The 17,638-nt window shown below is 72.8% G+C and carries 16 protein-coding genes; 6 read left to right on the forward strand and 10 right to left on the reverse strand.

Annotated features, from left to right (window positions below; genetic code table 11):
* Positions 1-27: 27 nt before the first annotated feature.
* The 8 genes from RCO28_RS04430 to RCO28_RS04465 form a co-directional block, all read right to left on the reverse strand.
* Positions 28-1,173, reverse strand: coding sequence for a homoserine O-acetyltransferase (locus RCO28_RS04430; protein WP_308939558.1), 1,146 nt, complete (start codon positions 1,171-1,173; stop codon positions 28-30).
* 26 nt (positions 1,174-1,199) lie between these two features.
* Entirely contained in the window at positions 1,200-2,534 is a 1,335-nt protein-coding gene (locus RCO28_RS04435) for a PLP-dependent transferase (RefSeq protein ID WP_308939559.1), read from the reverse strand.
* A gap of 405 nt (positions 2,535-2,939) precedes the next feature.
* Positions 2,940-4,385, reverse strand: a complete 1,446-nt coding sequence (locus RCO28_RS04440; protein WP_308939560.1) for a penicillin-binding transpeptidase domain-containing protein — start codon at positions 4,383-4,385, stop codon at positions 2,940-2,942.
* A gap of 64 nt (positions 4,386-4,449) precedes the next feature.
* Positions 4,450-5,151, reverse strand: coding sequence for a response regulator transcription factor (locus tag RCO28_RS04445; protein WP_308939561.1), 702 nt, complete (start codon positions 5,149-5,151; stop codon positions 4,450-4,452).
* Positions 5,148-6,422 (reverse strand): histidine kinase, encoded by a 1,275-nt coding sequence (locus RCO28_RS04450; protein WP_308939562.1) that lies wholly within the window; start codon positions 6,420-6,422, stop codon positions 5,148-5,150. Before RCO28_RS04450 ends, RCO28_RS04445 begins: the two co-directional genes overlap by 4 nt.
* Before the next feature lie 44 nt (positions 6,423-6,466).
* Complete coding sequence (locus RCO28_RS04455) at positions 6,467-7,486, reverse strand: hypothetical protein (RefSeq protein WP_308939563.1); 1,020 nt, start codon at positions 7,484-7,486, stop codon at positions 6,467-6,469.
* 99 nt (positions 7,487-7,585) lie between these two features.
* On the reverse strand, positions 7,586-8,083 hold the full coding sequence (locus RCO28_RS04460; protein WP_308939564.1) for a GNAT family N-acetyltransferase: 498 nt from the start codon (positions 8,081-8,083) through the stop codon (positions 7,586-7,588).
* Complete coding sequence (locus RCO28_RS04465; RefSeq protein WP_308939565.1) at positions 8,083-8,856, reverse strand: IclR family transcriptional regulator; 774 nt, start codon at positions 8,854-8,856, stop codon at positions 8,083-8,085. Before RCO28_RS04465 ends, RCO28_RS04460 begins: the two co-directional genes overlap by 1 nt.
* Positions 8,857-9,031: 175 nt before the next feature.
* Here RCO28_RS04465 and RCO28_RS04470 point away from each other — a divergent pair, with 175 nt between their 5' ends.
* Positions 9,032-10,561 carry an aldehyde dehydrogenase (NADP(+)) gene (locus RCO28_RS04470; RefSeq protein ID WP_308939566.1) on the forward strand — a complete coding sequence of 510 codons (1,530 nt, stop codon included), beginning with the start codon at positions 9,032-9,034 and terminating at the stop codon, positions 10,559-10,561.
* A 5-nt stretch (positions 10,562-10,566) separates the two neighbouring features.
* Positions 10,567-11,169 carry a DUF1349 domain-containing protein gene (locus RCO28_RS04475; protein WP_308939567.1) on the forward strand — a complete coding sequence of 201 codons (603 nt, stop codon included), beginning with the start codon at positions 10,567-10,569 and terminating at the stop codon, positions 11,167-11,169.
* Positions 11,170-11,286: 117 nt separating this feature from the next.
* Here RCO28_RS04475 and RCO28_RS04480 read toward each other — a convergent pair whose 3' ends face one another.
* Positions 11,287-12,246 carry a helix-turn-helix domain-containing protein gene (locus RCO28_RS04480; protein WP_308939711.1) on the reverse strand — a complete coding sequence of 320 codons (960 nt, stop codon included), beginning with the start codon at positions 12,244-12,246 and terminating at the stop codon, positions 11,287-11,289.
* A 70-nt stretch (positions 12,247-12,316) separates the two neighbouring features.
* Between RCO28_RS04480 and RCO28_RS04485 the strand changes: the two genes are divergently transcribed.
* Positions 12,317-13,738 carry an MFS transporter gene (locus RCO28_RS04485; protein ID WP_374991089.1) on the forward strand — a complete coding sequence of 474 codons (1,422 nt, stop codon included), beginning with the start codon at positions 12,317-12,319 and terminating at the stop codon, positions 13,736-13,738.
* On the opposite strand, the gene RCO28_RS04490 is transcribed toward RCO28_RS04485, so the two are convergent.
* Entirely contained in the window at positions 13,715-14,992 is a 1,278-nt protein-coding gene (locus RCO28_RS04490) for a cytochrome P450 (RefSeq protein WP_308939568.1), read from the reverse strand. The two genes, RCO28_RS04485 and RCO28_RS04490, sit on opposite strands and share 24 nt — an antisense overlap.
* Positions 14,993-15,074: 82 nt before the next feature.
* Between RCO28_RS04490 and RCO28_RS04495 the strand changes: the two genes are divergently transcribed.
* The 3 genes from RCO28_RS04495 to RCO28_RS04505 all read left to right on the forward strand — a co-directional run bounded on the left by RCO28_RS04495 (position 15,075) and on the right by RCO28_RS04505 (position 17,566).
* Complete coding sequence (locus tag RCO28_RS04495) at positions 15,075-15,563, forward strand: N-acetyltransferase (protein ID WP_308939713.1); 489 nt, start codon at positions 15,075-15,077, stop codon at positions 15,561-15,563.
* Positions 15,564-15,726: 163 nt separating this feature from the next.
* Complete coding sequence (locus RCO28_RS04500) at positions 15,727-16,446, forward strand: DsbA family oxidoreductase (RefSeq protein ID WP_308939569.1); 720 nt, start codon at positions 15,727-15,729, stop codon at positions 16,444-16,446.
* 70 nt (positions 16,447-16,516) lie between these two features.
* Positions 16,517-17,566, forward strand: a complete 1,050-nt coding sequence (locus tag RCO28_RS04505; protein WP_308939570.1) for an aminotransferase class V-fold PLP-dependent enzyme — start codon at positions 16,517-16,519, stop codon at positions 17,564-17,566.
* Positions 17,567-17,638: the final 72 nt, after the last annotated feature.

Here is a 17,638-nt window from a genome sequence, read left to right on the forward strand (position 1 = left end):
TCTTCCTTTGCTGCTGGTGTGCCCGGGTCAGCGGGTCGTGAGGGTGCGGGGGGAGAGGTGGGGAGCCGCGCCGAGACCACGGAGGAACTCCGCCACCGCGTCGAGGAACGGCGGTACGTCGAGCAGGAAGGCGTCGTGCCCCACGTCGCAGGTCTCGTCCTGCTCGTGCCGGGCCGGGACGCCGCGGGCCGCCAGCTCCGCCTGGATCCGGTGGCTGTGCTCGGGTCCGTACAGCCGGTCCTGGGTGAAGCTGAACAACCTCACCTGCGGCAGCACGTCGGCCGTGGCGAGCGCGTCCGGTCGTGAGAACGCGTCGAACCGGTCCATCGCGCTCATCAGCCGCAGATAGCTGTTGGCGTCGAAGCGCCGGATGAACTTGTCGGCCTGGTGCTCCAGGTAGCTCTCCACCGCGAAGTCCCCCTGGACCACGGCGGAGGGGTGGAAACGGGTGCCTGGCCGACGGCCGTCGCGCCCGAACTTGCGCTGCAGGGAGGCCTCGGAGAGGTACGTGAGGTGCGCGATCATCCGCGCGATCCCCAGGCCGCGGCGGGGGCCGCCCGGTGCGTAGCGGCCGTCGAGGAACTCCGGATCGCTCCGGATCGCCGCGCGGGCGATCGCGTTCCACGCCAGGTTGTCCGCGCTCTGCCGACTGCTCGCCGCGGCGAGGAAGTAGCCGTCGGCGTCGGCCGGATGGCGGAGCAGCCATTCGAGCGTCTGCATGCCGCCGACCGATCCACCGACCACGGCACGCAGTCGGCTGACGCCCAGTGAGGAGACCAGCGCGCGGTGGACGGCGACCATGTCGGCGATGTCCACGGCGGTGTGCGGTGTGCCGGAGGGCCACGCGGCGGTGGTACCGGCGCAGCCGCCGAGGACGTTCGCGCAGATGACGAAGTAGTGGTCGGTGTCGATCGGACGGCCGGGCCCGATCATGACGTCCCACCACCCGGGGTCGTCATCGCGGTTGTGCCGTGCCACGTGCGAGTCGCCGGTCAGGGCATGGCAGACGAAGACAGCGTTGTCGCGGGCGGCGTTGAGCTCGCCGTAGGTTTCGTGGGCCACCCGTACCTGCGGGAGGGTCAGTCCCGAGGTGAGGTGCAGCGGGCGGTCGGCCGAGAAGAGTCGCCGGTGGGCGACGTACGGGCCGACCGGCGCGGGGCGGTCGATGGTCACAGTGATCCCCCTGGTGTACCGGTCGGCTACGCGGCGTCCAGTGCCTGTGCGAGGTCGTGGATCAGGTCATCGGGGTGCTCCAGGCCGACGGAGAGCCGTACCGAGCCCTGGGTGATGCCGGCAGCCAGCAGATCGGCCTCGGGGAGCTGGCGGTGTGTGGTGGAGGCGGGGTGGGTGGCCAGCGACCGTACGTCGCCGACGTTGCTGACGTGCGAGAAGAGCTTCAGCGCCTCGATGAACCGGGCGCCGGCCTCCCGTCCGCCCGCGAGTTCGACGGTCGCCATCGGACCGGTGCCGTCGTTCAGATAGCGCGCGACCTGCTCGGCCTCCTCGCCTTGCGCGAAACCGGGGTGGCGCACGAGGGAGACCTTGGGGTGTCCGACGAGGAACTCCGCGACCTTCCTGGCGTTCTCGGAGTGGGCGGGCATGCGCAGGGGGAGGGTCTCGATGCCCTGGAGGATGAGCCAGGCGTTGAACGGGCTCATGCTCATGCCGAAGTCGCGGAGCAGGGTCTCGCGGGCCTTGAAGAGATAGCTGCTGCGGCCGCGGGTGTCCGGCAGTTTGCGGGCCTGTTCACCCCAGACAACGTTGCCGTACGCCGGGTCGGGCCGGGTCATCAGGGGGTGGCGGTCCGATGCCGCCCAATCGAAGTTCCCGCTGTCCACGATGAGGCCGCCGAGCGCGGCGCCGTGCCCGCCGAGGTACTTGGTGCCCGAGTAGACGGTGACGGCCGCACCGTGCTCGAACGGGCGGCAGGCGAACGGCTGCAGCGTGTTGTCCACGATGAGCGGGACCCCGTGCCGGGCGCCGATTTCGGCCACCTCGGCGAGGGGGAAGATCCGCAGCCGGGGGTTGGGCAGGGTCTCACCGAAGTACAGCCGCGTGCGGTCGTCGGTGGCGCGGCCGAAGTTCTCCGGATCGTCCGGGCTGACGAAGCGGGTCTCTATGCCGAAGCGTTTCAGCGTGGCGCCGAGGAGGCTCCACGAACCACCGAACAGTTCGTTGGACGCCACGATGTTGTCGCCCGCCTCGACCAGGTTGAGCACCGCAAGCGTCACCGCGGCCTGCCCGGTGGCAGCGCTGAGGGCGGCCACTCCGCCGTCGATCTGCGCCATGCGCTCTTCCAGCACGTTGAGCGTCGGATTCCCCAGGCGGCTGTACGCGTGGCCGTTGTGCTCGAGCCCGAAGATTCCGGCTGCCGTCGCCGCGTCCGGGAACTCGTAGGCCGCCGTCATGTGAATAGGCGTGATGAGTGGCTGATTAAGGCCCATACGGACCTCGCGGCCGCCCTGGATGGCCGCTGACTCGCGCCGTACGTAACCACGCGTGGCGAACAGCCCTTCTTCATCATGGGACAGCAAGTGATCCTCCATCGAACAGCAGGCGTGAACGCGACTCGGAACACGCTAGGAGGGCCCTTGACAAGCCTCAACGTGATGATCATCGCCGCTCAGTTGGCCTGAAACGACTGGTCACGGGCTTGCTTGCTCCGCTAGGCGAGGCATTCATGATGGACCGTCAGTCGATGTCGGGTGCGCCCCGCCCGTGTGCGTCCACCGCCGGGCGGACCGGCCGTCACGGCGCCTGGAGGGTGCCCTCATGGGGCTCGCGACAGGGGTGGGCACCTTGCCCGGAGAAATGTTGACGGTTCACCGATGGCCGAAAAGCTTCTTGTCGCCCGTCAGGAGAAGTCGACATTTTGATACGGCCTTCACGCGGATACCTGCAAGGAACATGGAATAGATCATTCCGTCATGCGTGCGGAGCTACCGCAGCGCGGCCCGCATCATCGCCTCCGCCACCGGCGCCGCCAGCCCGTTCCCGCTGACCTCCGAGCGTGCCGCGCCCGAGTCCTCGATCAGGACCGCCACCGCGACCTGCTTGCCGGAGGCGTCCTCGGCGTAGGACGTGAACCAGGCGTACGGCGTCTTCGAGTTGTTCTCGCCGTGCTGGGCCGTGCCCGTTTTGCCGCCGACCGTCAGGCCGTCGATCTGGGCGTTGGAACCCGTGCCCTTGTCCACCACCGTCTGCATCGCGGACGTCAGCTGCTCGGCCGTGCTCTCGCTCACCACCCGGTGCGAGGACGCGTCGGAGAGGTCCTCAAGGGTCGAACCGTCCCCGTCCGTCACCTCGGACACCATGTGCGGGTCGACCAGCTCACCGCCGTTCGCGAGGGCCGCCGACACCATCGCCATCTGCAGCGGCGTCGCCGTCACGTCGAACTGGCCGATGCCGGAGAGGGCCGTCTGGGCCTTGTCCATCTCGGCGGGGTAGACGCTCTCGGAGGCCCGCACCGGCACGTCCTGCTCGTCGTCGTTGAAGCCGAACTTCTCCGCCGTCGCCTTCACCTCGTCCGCGCCCAGGTCGGCGGCCAGCTTCGCGAAGACGTTGTTGCAGGAGTACTGCAGGGCCGTGCGGAGCGTGGCGTTCTCGCAGGGCGCCGACGCGTTCTCGTTGGGCAGCACCGTGCTCGTGCCGGGCAGCGTGTACGGGTCGGGGCTGTCGGTGCGCTCGTCCACCGAGTCGTAGAGACCGTTCTCCAGGGCGGCCGCGGCCACCACCAGCTTGAACGTGGAGCCCGGCGGCAGCGGCTGGCGCAGCGCCCGGTTCACCATCGGCTTGTCCTCGTCCTCGGTGAGCGCCTGCCACGCCTCCCCGTCCGTGGACCCGCTGATCTTCGACGGGTCGTACGACGGGGTGGAGACCATGCCGAGGATCTCGCCGCTGCCCGGGTCGATCGCGACGGCCGCGCCCTTGGTGTCCCCGAGCGCCTCGTACCCGGCCTTCTGCACCGCCGGGTCGAGGGTCGTGACCACGTTGCCGGGGTCGGCGTGCTTGCGGGTGACCGCGTCGGCCGGGCTCTTCAGGCGGTTGTCGGTGCCGTCGAGGACGTTCTGGTAGATGCCCTCCAGCTGCGTCGCCCCGTACACCTGCGAGCTGTAGCCGGTGACGGCGGAGTAGAGCTTGCCGTCGGTGTACGTGCGTTTGTACGCGAGGTCGCTGCCTGTCGTCCTCTCCGAACCCGTGACCTTGTCACCGGCCACCACGATGTCGCCCAGCGGGTACGCGTACTGCTCGATCGCGTCCCGGCGGTTGTGCTTGTTGTCTGCGAGCGCCTCGCCGTCGTAGAACTGCACCCACGTCGCCCTCAGGAGAAGGGCGAGCACGAGCAGCAGCGCAAAGACCGAAGCATGCCTGATCGTCTTGTTCATCCCACAGAGGTGACGAGCCGGGCAGAGGCCGGTGTTCCCTTCGGGCGGGTTTCTCAGGAAGTCTTCATCCGCGCTGGTCCCGCGCCCCGCCCACCACACCCGCCTCGTAGGCGGCGATCACCGCCTGGGTGCGGTCCCGCGCGCCGGTCTTCGCCAGGACGGCCGCCACGTGCGATTTGACCGTCGCCGGGCCGACGTCCATGCGGCGGGCGATCTCCGCGTTGGTCAGGCCGGTCGCCATCAGGCGCAGCACCTGGCCCTCGCGCTCCGTCAGCCGCCCCACCCACGCCGGGGGCGCCGCGCCGGCCTCCGCGTGCGCCGTCGCCAGGGCCCGTACGGCCGCGGGGAACAGCAGCGAGTCCGTCGTGGCGACCAGGCGCACCGCCTGCACCAGCTGGTCCGGCTCGGCCCGCTTCAGGAGGAACCCGGCGGCGCCGGCGCGCAGCGCGTCGTACACGTACGCGTCGTTCTCGAAGGTCGTCACGACCACGATCCGCGGCGGGTCCGCGAGCGAGCCGAGGATCTGCTCGGTGGCGCGGATGCCGTCGATCTCCGGCATCCGCACATCCATGAGGACCACGTCGGGCCGCTCCGCGCGCACCACCGACACCGCCTCCGCGCCGGTCGCCGCCTCCCCGACCACCTCGATGCCGGGCTCCGCGTCCAGGATGACCCGCAGTGCGGTGCGCACCATCCGCTCGTCGTCGGCGAGCACGACGCGCAGCGCCGCCCGCTCCGCGCCTGCCGGTGTCGGCGGTGTGGTCATGGGCGAGCCTCCACGGGCAGTCGTACGTCCAGGGTCCAGGTGCCGTCGGCGGCGCCCGCGCGGGCCGTGCCGCCGAGCAGCCGGGCACGCTCCTCGATGCCGCGCAGGCCGCGCCCGCCGTCGGCCCGCGGCTGACCGGGAGCCGTGCAGGGATTGGTCAGGGAGACGCGCAACTCGCCCTCTGCCAGGGCCAGTTGGAGCGTAGCGGGAGCGCCGTCTCCGTGTCGGAGCGCATTGCTCAAGCCCTCCTGCACGATGCGGTACCCCTCGCGGCCGACGAGGGCGGGCAGGGCCTCCAGGTCTCCCTCGACCTCCGCCGTCACCGTCAGGCCCGCCGCGCGCGTACGGGAGAGCAGTCCGTCGAGGCCGTCGGCGAGGGTCGGCGCCGGCGAGGCGGTCGCGTCGCCGCCCGTCCGCAACAGGCCGAGCACCGCGTCGAGTTCACCGACCGTACGGCGCGTCGTGTCCTCGATCGCGGCGAGCGCCTCGCGGACGAAGCCGGGGTCGCTGTCCAGCACCCGGCGGGCCGCGCCCGCCTGCAGCGTCACGGCGCTGAGGGCATGGCCCACCGAGTCGTGCAGCTCCCGCGCGAGCCGGTTGCGCACGGCCAGGTCGGCGGCGCGGGCCTCCGCCCGCGCGAGCCGGTCCGCGGGCGTCGGCCCGAGCAGCGCGGGCGCACACCGGGCGAGCAGGGCCGCGGCCCCGGCGGCGCAGGCGGCGAGCGCGACGAGCAGGGCGAGACCGGCGACCGGGGCGAGCGCCGACCCCCAGGAATCCACGAAGAGTTCGGGCAGGCCGAGGCGCGAGTCCCGCAGTCCCGGGAACAGCGGCAGCACGATCAGGACCACCGCGAACGGCGGCGTGGCCAGCAACATGCCGCTCAGCACCGCGCCCACGCCGAGATGCAGCGCGTACCAGGCGGACGCGCGCCCCCGACCCGCCCAGGAGCGCGCGGGCCCCTCCGCGAGCCGCTCACCCGGCACCCCGCAGAGCGCCCGTACGACCCCCGCCGCGAGCGGCCGGGCGAGCGGGAACAGGGCGGTGAGCGCGGCGAGCGGCACGGCCACGGCGTAGCAGGAGAGGAGGAAGGGGACGGAGCCGAAGAGCAGCGGTTCGCGCGGGAAGAGCGGGCCCACGCCCACCGCCGCGACCAGCATGTACGGCATCAACAGGGCGCCGCCGAGCACCAGATGGAGCCAGCGCAGCCGGACCCGGCGGCCGAACAGCAGGGCCGCCGCACCCCGCACGCCCCCGCCCCCCTGGCCCCGCACGCCCCCGCCCCCCTGGCCCGTCGTGCCCGTCGCGGCCCGCACGCTCACGCCTCGCGCCGGGCGGCGGCCGCGGAACGCTCCGCGAAGAAGTACGCGCCGATGGTGACCACGAGCATCCCGACGATCATCTGGACAGCGTAGGTCAGCTGCAGCAGGGCCGAAGGCTGCCCGGTCAGGTCGTCGACAGTGGTCAGCGAGGCCAGGCTCAGCCAGCCGCCCCAGCAGGCGAGCGCGCCCGAGCCCACCCACGCCAGGGCGAGCGGAACCTTCAGGGGCACGCTGCCGCCCCGCCGGAAGGCGATCATCAGGACGCCCACGGCGGTGGCGGCGGCGAAGCCGGCGTGCATCCACTCCAGGGCGTAGGAGTCGCTCGTACGCTGGTCGATCCCGAACCTGCTCAGGCCTGCCGTGCTCCCGCCGGCCCACAGCGCGTGCAGCGTCGCGGGCACCAGCGTGAGCAGCGCGGCGGCGGTGGCGGCTACTCGCTGCGCGGGCGCGGTCGGCAGGTTCGCGGGCAGGTCCCGTACGGCGCCCTGCCCCAGGTGGCCCCAGCGGCGCCGCGCGTACCCGACGAACAGCACGCCGAGAGCGAGGCCCTGCACGATGAAGCCGCCGTAGACCATGCCGAAGACCCACTCGTCGAGGAACGGGGCGGAGCGCTCGCCGGAGGAGATCGTGCTGCCGCCGAACGCGCGCACCAGGAGCTGCAGCGGGAACCCGGCGATGATCGGGGCGAGCAGCCCGGTCGCCACCCACACCGGCAGGGCCAGGAGCCAGGCCCGCACGCGCATCCCCCACGGCTGCGTGAGGAGCAGGGCGAGGGCGACGACGGCGGCGTCCATCAGGACGGTGATGCCGTTGGCGACGGCCATCGTCGTGGGGTGGTCGAGCAGCGAACTGCCGTCCGGGATGCCGATTCTGCTGCCCGCGATCCAGGCGATCTTGAGGGTCACATAGGGCAGACAGGCGAGGATCGCGACGGCCCGGACGGCTGCGCGGAAGCCGCTGGTGCGCGGGGCGGTGGGCGGAGCGGACACGGGCGCGGAAACGGTGTGCGAGGTCATGCCTCCACACTCCCGGCCGGGCCGCCGCCGCACGTCCTGCCCGAAGACGAACCGCCTCCGCCGCGCGGGGGAGTCCCGGCAGGGCCGTACGACGAGGGCTCAGTCCAGGCGCAGCACGTACTCGGGGATCTCGGCGCCGCGCGCGTGCGCGTACCCGCTCTCCTGGGCCGTCACCGCGAAGCCGCACTTCTCGAGGACCCGGATCGAGCCCGCGTTGTCGGCGGCGGCCCGTCCGTACAGCGGGCGCTCCGGCACCTCGGCGAGCAGGGCGCGCAGGGCGGCCGTCGCGATGCCGTGGCCCCAGAAGGCGCGGTCGATCCAGTACGTCACCTCACGCTCGCCCGGCTCGCCGTACACCGCGGCGCTGCCGATCACGTCGCCGTCGACGAGGACCGTGCGCGCCACGGCGGTGGAGGTGCGGATACCGGCCCAGTGGTCCTGGAACAGGTCCCAGTCCGCGGTCCTCGGCGAGGTGAACGCGGCGACGCGGGCCGACTCCGGGTCGTTCATCTGCCGGTAGAACACGGGCAGATCGCTGTCGTGGACCGGGCGCAGCGCCACCTCGTACGCGGGCCGCTCGGCGTGGGGCAGGTCCATCAGAGCCTCCGGGTGGCGAGCGTCAGCCGGTCGCGGGCGTCGAACAGCGCGTCCTTGACCATCTGCTCGTGGGCGGGCGTGAGCCGCGCCACCGGCACCGAGCAGCTGATGGCGTCCCGCGCGGGCGTGCGGTACGGGATCGCGACGCCGAAGCAGCGCAAGCCCAGGGTGTTCTCCTCGCGGTCCACGGCGAAGCCCTGCTCGCGGATCTGGTGCAGCTCCTCGATCAGCTTCTCGCGGTCCGTGATGGTGTTCTCGGTGAGCGGCGCGAGGGTCTCCGGCAGCATCTTGCGCACCTGCTCGTCGGTGTGCGTGGCGAGCAGCGCCTTGCCGAGCGAGGTGGAGTGCGCGGGCAGGCGGCGGCCGACGCGCGTGAAGGGCCGCAGATAGTGCTGGGACTGGCGGGTGGCCAGATAGACGACGTTGACGCCGTCGAGCCGGGCCAGGTGGATGGTCTCCGTGGTGTCGTCGGAGAGCCGGTCGAGCGTGGGCCGGGCGGCGGCCACGACCTCGTCACCGTCGATGTACGACGTGCCCACGAGCAGCGCCCGCACCCCGATCCCGTACCGCGTGCCCGTGGCGTCCGTCTCCACCCAGCCGAGCTCCACGAGGGTGCGCAACAGCATGTACAGGCTGGACTTGGGATAGCCGACGGCCTCCTGGACCGCCGCGAGGGAGTGCATTCCGGGCCGGCCTGCGAAATACTCGAGCAACTCCACGGTCCGTACCGCGGACTTGACCTGCGCCCCACCGCTGGCCTCGGCAGCCGACATCGCCCTTGACCCCTTCGTTCGCCTGCACATAGCCTCCGAATCCACCATTCACCCTCGGAGACGTCGTTCACCATAACGAACGCCCTGGTGAGTGGGGCCACGTCGGCGGTAATTCCTCCGGCAATCACGTGGCGGCACCAACAGTCACATCTGGTCACACCAGGAGGAACCGGCCGTGGCAGCAGCATCCCCCGCCCCAGTCTGGAGTGTCGATCCCCGAACGGGGAAGCCGCGCGAGCAAGTTGCCGTGGAGGCCACCCCCGAAGAGGTCGACCAGGCCGTGCGGTCCGCCCACGCCGCACGGGCCGCGCTCGCCCCCCGGGACGTCCGCGCCGCGTTCCTGCGCACCGCCGCCGACCTGCTCGACGAGCGCGCCGAGCACGTGATCGAGGCCGCCGACGCGGAGACCGCCCTCGGCCCCGGCCGCCTCACCGGTGAACTCGCCCGCACCACCTACCAGTTGCGGTCCTTCGCGGACGTCGTCGACGAGGGCGCCTACCTCGACGTGCTGATCAGCCGCGCCGACCCCGCGCAGACCCCGCCCTGGCCCGACCTGCGCCGCTACAAGGTCCCGCTCGGCGTCGTCGCCGTCTACGCGGCCTCCAACTTCCCGCTCGCCTTCTCCGTGCCCGGCGGCGACACCGCGAGCGCGCTCGCCGCGGGCTGCCCCGTCGTGATCAAGGCCCACCCGGACCACCCCGCCACCGCCGAACTCTGCGCCGACGCGCTGCGCCGCGCCGCCGAGCGGGTCGGACTGCCCGGCGACGTCGTGCAGTTGGTGCACGGCTTCGAGGCGGGCGTGGAGCTCGTACGGCATCCGCTGGTCGCGGCCGCCGGGTTCACGGGTTCGGTACGCGGCGGCCGCGCGCTGTACGACGCCGCGGCCGCCCGCCCGCACCCGATCCCCTTCCACGGCGAGCTGGGGTCCTTGAACCCGGTCGTGGTCACCGAGGCCGCGGCGGCCGAGCGCGCCGAGGAGATCGGCGCCGGGCTCGCCGCGTCCATGACGCTCGGCGTCGGCCAGTTCTGCACCAAGCCGGGACTCGTCCTCGCGCCCACCGGAGAGGCGGGCGACCGACTCCTCAAGGCGCTCACGCACGAGGTCAGCGAGGTCGAGGCGGGCGTCCTGCTCGACCACCGGATGCGTTCCGCGTACGTCGACGGGGTGCGCGAGCGGGCCGAACTCCCGGACGTGGACGCCCCGGTGACCCCCGGCGCGGGCGGCGAGCACACCGTCGGCGCGGGCTGCCTCACCGTGCCCGCCTCCCGGCTCGCCGCCGAGGGCGCGCACGACCTGCTCCTGGAGGAGTGCTTCGGCCCGGTCACGGTCGTCGCCCGGTACGCGGACGCCGCCGAGGCCACCGCCGTCCTGTCCCGGCTCCCCGGCAACCTCACCGCGACGCTGCACCTCTCGGCCGCCGAGTCCGCGGGGGAGAGCGACCGGGGTGCGCGGCTCCTCGCGGAGCTCACGCCGCTCGCCGGGCGCGTGCTCGTCGACGGCTGGCCCACGGGGGTCGCCGTCGCCCCCGCCCAGCACCACGGCGGCCCGTACCCGGCGTCGACCTCCACCTCCACCTCCGTCGGCGCCACGGCCATCGAGCGCTGGCTGCGTCCCGTCGCCTACCAGAACACCCCCGAGGCCCTGCTCCCGCCCGAGCTGCGCGACGACAACCCGCTCGGGGTGCCGCGCCGCGAGCAGGGGTGAATCCGTTGCTACTCCCTGAACTGCCCTTCCCGCTACGGGAGTTCGGGCCCGACGGAGGCTGGTCGTACGAGAACGGCGTCCTCACCGGCCGTGCGGGCGCCGGGCAGGACCGCTTCGTGCCGCCCGGCGGTTCCGCGCTCGACCCGGCCTCGGACGCACCCCGGCTGCTCGGCGCGCCCGAGGGCGACTTCCAGCTGATCGCGCGCGTACGGGCTCAGCTGCGGGCGCCGGGCGACGCGGGCGCCCTCTATCTCCACGTCGGCGAGCGCGAGTGGGCCAAGCTCTGCCTGGAGCTCTCCCCGGACCGACCGTACGTCTGCACGGTCGTGACCCGCGGCCACTCCGACGACGCGAACTCCTTCGAGGTGCCGGGCGACGCGGTCTGGCTCCGCATCGCCCGCACCGGCAAGGCCTTCGCCTTCCACGCCTCCGTCGACGGCTCGCACTGGACGTTCATCCGCGTCTTCACCCTGGGCGAGGAGCGGGCGGCCCGCGCCGCGCTCGTGGGCTTCACGGCCCAGTCGCCGAAGGGGGAGGGGTGCGGGGTGCGGTTCGAGCAGGTCCGTTTCCGGGCGTACGGGCTGGGGGCACTGCGGGACGGTTCGTAGGCCGCAGGCGCGTTTTTCCCCTACCTGCCCCTTCCCGCAGCGTCCGATATGCGGCTGGCGCCGCGTGGCCTGCCGGACGGGCCTCCTCAATCGCCGGAGGGGCGGGTAGGGGAAAAATCAGCCCGCGGCAAGCCGACTGAACGTCGCCCGGTACGCCGACGGCGTGAGCCCCGTGCGCCGGTGCACATGCTGGCGCAGGGAGTCCGCCGTGCCGAGACCACAGGCACGGGCAACCTGCTCCATCGGCAGCGCCGTCGTCTCCAGCAACTCCTTCGCCCGCTCGATCCGCTGATGCAGCAGCCACTGCAGCGGACTCACCCCCGTCTCCGCGTGAAAGCGCCGGCTCAGCGTCCGCACGCTGACCCCCGCATGCCGCGCAAGATCGGCGAGCGTGAGCGTGCGGTCCAGGTTCCGCATCGCCCACCCCCGGGTGTCCTTGCAGACGCTGCCCCGCTCCGCCGGCAGCGGCGTCTGCGTGAACTGGGTCTGGCCGCCCGGCCGCACCGGCGCGACAAGGGCGAGCCGGGCCACCGTGTTCGCCACCGCGGCCCCGTAGTCCGTACGGATCATGTGCAGACACAGGTCGATCCCCGCCGCGTACCCCGAGGCCGTCATGACCTGCCCGTCCTGGACGTAGAGCACATCGCCCTGCACGTCCACCGACGGATAGCGGCGCCGCAGCTCCGCGGCCAGGCCGTGGTACGTCGTCGCCGCGCGCCCTTCAAGGAGCCCCGCCTCGGCGAGCACGAACGCCCCGCTGCAGATCGACGCGATCCGTTTGCCCGCCACCTCCGCCGCGCGCACCGCCGCCACCACACGCGGGTCCGGCGCGTACCGGCGCCCGGTGCCCGCGACCACCACCGTGTCGGCCTCCGCCACGGCGTCCAGGCCGCGCTCCACGCGCAGTTCGAGCCCGCCGGACGTGACGATCGTGCCGGGCTCCGCGGTGCACACGACCAGCTCGTAGCCCGGACGCCCGTCCACCTCGACCTTCTCGAAGAGCAGCTCCGGCACGGACAGGTTGAACATCGACACGGGCGAGGGCGCGATCACCGCGACCCGGTGCGGCAACGGCATGGCCAGAACCTCCGGACGTATGGCATTCAAGCCACTACTCTACGCCCGCGAAGATCGACAGGCTGAGCGCATGGCAGTCACCACCGATCGGCCCGACCAGTCCGACCCCTCCCAACAGCCCATGCAGCAAAGGCAGTTGGAGCCCGGCCGGACGACGACCTCCCCGGCGCTCACCCTCCTCGCCGCGCTCCTCGGCTTCGCCCTGATCACCCTGGACGCGTCCATCGTCAACGTCGCGCTCCCCGCCATCGGCGACGCGCTCGGCGGCGGCATGACCGGCCTGCAGTGGGTGGTCGACGCGTACACCCTCGCCTTCGCCGCCCTGTTGCTGTCCACCGGCGCCTTCTCCGACCGGTACGGGGCCACCCGCGCCTACGGGATCGGCATCGCCCTGTTCACGGCCGCGTCCGTGGCCTGCGCACTCGCCCCGAGCCTCGGCCTGCTCATCGGCGCCCGCGTCGTCCAGGGCGTCGCCGCCGCCGTCGTCCTGCCCGCCTCGCTCTCCCTCGTCCGCCAGGCGTACGCCGACGCCACCGCGCGGGCCCGTGCCGTCGCACTGTGGGCGGCGGGCGGCTCCGTCGCCATCGCGCTCGGCCCGGTCGCGGGCGGCGCCCTCACCACCGCCTGGGACTGGCGCGGCATCTTCCTCGTCAACCTGCCTCTCGGAGCCGCCGCCCTCGCCCTCCTGGTCCGCGCCCCACGCACCGAACGTCGCCCCGCACCAAGCCCCCTCGACCTGCCCGGCCAGCTCACCGCCGTCGTCGCCCTGACCGCACTCACCTTCGCCGTCATCGAGGGCGGTACGACGGGCCTCGTCTCCGGCGCCGTGGCGCTCGCCGCCGGAGCGCTCTTCCTGTACGTCGAATCGCGTCAACCGCACCCGGTCGTCCCGCTCGACCTGTTCCGCGACCGGTCCGTGGCCGTCCTGATGGCCTCGGGCGCCGCGTGCAGCGTCGCGTTCTACGGTGTGACCTTCGTCTTCAGCCTTTTCTTCCAGCAGGTGCAAGGGCGTTCGGCCCTGGAGGCCGGGCTGATCTTCCTGCCGATGACCGGCCTGATCGCGGTCACCAACGTCGTCGCGGGCAAGCTGGCCGGACGGTACGGGCCCCGGCTGCCGATGCTCATCGGCCAGGCCCTGGCGAGCCTCGGCTTCCTGCTGGTCCTCCCCGTCGACGCCACCACGCCCGCCCCGCACCTCGCCCTCCTCCTCGTGCCGCTCGCCCTCGGCTGCGCGCTGACCATCCCGCCGCTGACGGCCGCGATGATGGAAGCGGTCCCCGCGGAACGCGCCGGCGTCGCGGCGGGCGTCCTGAACGCCGCCCGCCAGGTCTCGGGCGGCCTCGGCATCGCGACCTTCGGCGCGCTGCTCGCCGAGGATTTCCTGCCGGGGCTGCGGGTGAGCATGCTGATCAGCGCGGGGTTGCTTGCGCTGACGGGAGTGGGCACGCTTCTTCTCCGCGGGGAGCGTTCAATCCCACCCGACCGCAAGTGACTTGGGCGACCAGTGGATCAGCGACTGCTCCCACTCCACCCCCTCGCCCGCCGCCAGGCGCAGCGACGGAAGGCGGCTGGTCAGCAGCTCCAGCGTCGTGTGGAGCTGCGTACGGGCCAGGCTCGAGCCCGGGCAGGTGTGCGGGCCGTGGCCGAAGGCCAGGTGGTGGGTGGGCGGCCGGGAGGGGGCGTACGTGTCCGGGTCCGCGGTCAGGGACGGATCGCGGTTGGCCGCCGCGTACGAGACGAACAGGCTCGCCCCGGACGGGAGTTGAGCGCCCGCGAGCGTGAGCGGACGGGTCGTGACCCGGAAGAAGCCCTGCACGGGCGACCCCCACCGGGCCGCCTCCTCGACGGCCTCCGGGATCGACTCCGGATGCGCGCACAGCCGCTCCCACAGCGACCGCTCCGCGAGCAGCCGATGCACCACCGTGCCGATCAGCGCCGTCGTCGTCAGATGGCCCGCGGCCAGCAGGTTCTGCAGGTTGGACACCACCCGGGCGAGCAGCTCGTCCGACAGCGCGCCCGCGTCCGGCGGGGCGAGCGCGCGGGTCAGCTCCGAGATCAGGTCGTCGCCGGGCCGCTCCCGCCGCCGCACCACGTGCCGGGCGAGCAGCCGCTGCAGCGCCACCACGTCCCGCGCCGCCCGCACCTGCGCGTCCACCGGCAGCGGCCGGAACAGCAGGGCCTCCGCCTGACGGCTGCCGCGCAGCGCGACCGCCGTCTCCGCCTCGTCCAGGCCGTAGAGCCGGCAGATCACCTCGGCGGGCAGCGGCCGCGCGTACGCCTCCATCAGCTCGGCCCCGTCCCGAGCCGTGAACGCGTCGATCAGCGAGCCCGCCCGTGCCGTCACGAACTCCCGCACCGCCGCCACGCGTGCCGCCGAGAGGCCCCGTACGACCGGAGCGCGCAGCTCCTGATGGGTCTCGCCGTCCGAGGACAGCACCACCGGCCCGCCGCCAGGACCCTCGGCGAGCACCGCGAGCGCCTCGGGTGCGGGCCTGACGGAGGGCCGCAGCGCACGCGCCGAGGAGAAGTCCTCCGGACTGCGCAGCACCTCCCGCACGTCCTCGTAGCGCGAGACCAGCCAGGCGTCCCACTCCGGTACGAAGGTGAGGCCTGCGGTGTCGCGGGCGCGGGCGTACAGCGGGTACGGGTCGCGCGCGAGCGTGTCGAGCAGCCCGGCCCTGTCCTTGCCGTGGTCCCCGTGGTCCCCGTGGTCCCCGTGTTCTTCGTGTTCCCCGTGATCGGTCATCGGGCCATCCTGCTCGGGTCTCCCGCCGGGCGACAGAATTGGTTTCGGCCACTGCGCGCCCCTCTGCGAGACTGCGGCCATGCTGACCATCAGAGACGCCGACGAACGGGACTGGGACCGGATCTGGCCGTTCTGGCAGCGGATCGTGAGCGCGGGCGAGACCTACTCCTGGGACCGGGACACCCCGAAGGACGCCGCCCGGGCCCTCTGGATGCCGCCCGGCGCCCGGGTGTTCGTGGCCGTCGACGACTCCGACCCCGAGACCGTCCTCGCCTCCGCGTCCGTGAAGCGGAACTACGGCGGACCGGCCGCCCATGTCGCCAACGCCGGGTTCATGGTCGACCCGGCCCACACCGGCCGCGGCATCGGGCGCCGCCTGGCCGAGCACGTACTCGACGCAGCCGCGAAGGACGGGTACGAGGCGATGGTGTTCAACGCCGTGGTCGAGACCAACCCGGCGCTCGAGCTGTGGCGCTCCCTCGGCTTCGCCGTCGTCGGCACGATCCCGGAGGCCTTCGAGCACCCCACGCGGGGGCGGGTCGCGCTGTACGTCATGCACCGCGGGCTGTGACGCGGGAAGTCACGCACCGCGGGCTGTGACGCGGGAAGTCATGCACCGCGGGCTGTGACGCGGGAAGTCACGCACCACCGGCTGTGACGCGGGAATGCGTGGCTCCGGTGCCACGTTGACCACTCCGTACCGCCACCCCCGTACGGAGAAGAGAAGCAACACCATGCGCGTCGAGATCTGGAGCGACATCGCCTGCCCCTGGTGCTACATCGGGAAGGCCCGGTTCGAGCAGGGCCTCGCGGACTTCGCCCACCGGGACGCCGTCGAGGTCGTGCACCGCTCCTTCGAGCTCGACCCGAACCGCCCCAAGGGCGACACCGCCCCGGTGATCGACATGCTGGCCCAGAAGTACGGCCGTACCGTCGACGAGGCCCGCGCCATGGAGCAGCACGTGGCCGAGAACGCCCGTGCCGAGGGCCTCGGCTACCGCACCGAGGGCCGCGACCACGGCAACACCTTCGACATCCACCGCCTGCTGCACCTGGCCAGGGCGCGCGGTCGCCAGGACGAGCTGCTCACCCTCGCCTACCGCGCCAACTTCGCCGAGGAGCGCTCCGTCTTCGACCCCGAGGTGCTGCTCGCCCTCGCCGTCGAGGCCGGGCTCGACGAGGCCGAGGCGCGCGCCGTCCTCGCCGACGGGACGGCGTACGCCGAAGACGTCCGCGCCGACGAGCGCGAGGCCGCCGAACTCGGCGCCACCGGCGTGCCGTTCTTCGTCCTCGACCGGCGGTACGGCGTCTCCGGCGGCCAGCCCGCCGAGGTGTTCACCCAGGCCCTGGAGCAGGCGTGGGGCGACCGCGCCCCGCTGACCGCCGTCACTTCCGGCGCAGACAGCTGCGGCCCGGACGGCTGCGAGGTTCCGCAGGTCAAGGGCGACGTATAAGCACCGCTTGGGGTCACCCCGTAACGACGCGCAATGGACGAGGGGTTGGGCCGCACCGCAGAGTAGGGACATGGAGAGCCTCTCGGGTGCGGCCTTCGCACCGCAGACGACGTATCTGAACACCGCGAGCACCGGCCTGCTCCCCGCCGACGGCGTCCGCGCCGTCCAGGACGCCGTCGCGGCGGTCGCGGCCGGGCGTGCGGGCGACATGTTCGCCGACGTGGAGGCCGCGCGCGCCGCCTTCGCCCGGATCGTCGGTGTCCCGGCGTCCCGCGTGGCCGCGGGCGACTCCGTCGCCGTCTACACCGGCCTGATCGCCGCGTCCCTGCCCGTGAGCGCCGAAGTCCTGGTAGCCGAGGGTGACTTCAGCTCCCTGGTCACCCCCTTCCATGTCCGCGCCGACCTCAAGATCCGCACCGTCCCCCTCGAAGAACTCGCCGAGGCCGTCCGCCCCGGCACCGCCCTCGTCGCGGTCAGCCTGGCCCAGTCCGCCGACGGCCGCGTCGCCGACCTCGACGCGATCCGCACGGCCGCCCGCGCCCACGGCGCCCGTACGCTCGTCGACGTCTCGCAGTCCGCGGGCTGGCTGCCGTACGACGCCTCCGGCGACGACTTCACCGTGGCCGTCGGCTTCAAGTGGCTGCTCTGCCCGCGCGGCGTCACCTTCCTCGTCGTGCCCGAGGACCTCGGCTCGCTCACCCCGTACCTCGCGGGCTGGGTCGCGGGGGAGGTGCCCTTCGACAGCTGCTACGGGCCGGTCCACGCATTCGCCGACTCCGCCCGCCGGTTCGACGTCAGCCCCAGCCTCCTGTCGTACGTCGGGGCCCGGCACGGCCTCGACCTGATCGAGCGGATCGGCGTCGAGGCGGTCCACGCCCACGACACCGCGCTCGCCGACCGGTTCCGGGAAGGGCTCGCCCGGCTCGGCCACGAACCCGTCCACGCGCCCGGTTCCGCGATCGTGTCGGTGCCCGGACTCGGCCTCCGACAGCCGGAGCTGAGCCGCGCGGGCGTCGAGGTCTCGGACCGCGCGGGCAACCTGCGGGCCGCGTTCCACCTGTACAACTCGGGCGCGGACGTGGACCGGCTGCTCGACGTGCTCGGCGCGCTCGGCGGCTGAACTCCCCTGCCGTATAAGGCGGTTAGCGGCGCCGCCCCTGCCGTATACGACGGTTGGCCCGGCTCCCTCAAG

Origin of the sequence: Streptomyces sp. LHD-70 (genome assembly GCF_031157275.1) — a bacterium.
Lineage (GTDB): Bacteria > Actinomycetota > Actinomycetes > Streptomycetales > Streptomycetaceae > Streptomyces.

Bases quoted from the DNA above. Each gene is read 5' to 3' on its own strand.
- RCO28_RS04460 (WP_308939564.1), bottom strand. From the start codon at position 8,083: ATGGACCTGCCCCACGCCGAGCGGCCCGCGTACGAGGTGGCGCTGCGC.
- RCO28_RS04480 (WP_308939711.1), bottom strand. From the start codon at position 12,246: ATGCCGTTGCCGCACCGGGTCGCGGTGATCGCGCCCTCGCCCGTGTCG.
- RCO28_RS04465 (WP_308939565.1), bottom strand. From the start codon at position 8,856: ATGTCGGCTGCCGAGGCCAGCGGTGGGGCGCAGGTCAAGTCCGCGGTA.
- RCO28_RS04455 (WP_308939563.1), bottom strand. From the start codon at position 7,486: ATGACCTCGCACACCGTTTCCGCGCCCGTGTCCGCTCCGCCCACCGCC.
- RCO28_RS04490 (WP_308939568.1), bottom strand. From the start codon at position 14,992: ATGACCGATCACGGGGAACACGAAGAACACGGGGACCACGGGGACCAC.
- RCO28_RS04445 (WP_308939561.1), bottom strand. From the start codon at position 5,151: ATGACCACACCGCCGACACCGGCAGGCGCGGAGCGGGCGGCGCTGCGC.
- RCO28_RS04485 (WP_374991089.1), top strand. From the start codon at position 12,317: ATGGCAGTCACCACCGATCGGCCCGACCAGTCCGACCCCTCCCAACAG.
- RCO28_RS04505 (WP_308939570.1), top strand. From the start codon at position 16,517: ATGGAGAGCCTCTCGGGTGCGGCCTTCGCACCGCAGACGACGTATCTG.
- RCO28_RS04500 (WP_308939569.1), top strand. From the start codon at position 15,727: ATGCGCGTCGAGATCTGGAGCGACATCGCCTGCCCCTGGTGCTACATC.
- RCO28_RS04440 (WP_308939560.1), bottom strand. From the start codon at position 4,385: ATGAACAAGACGATCAGGCATGCTTCGGTCTTTGCGCTGCTGCTCGTG.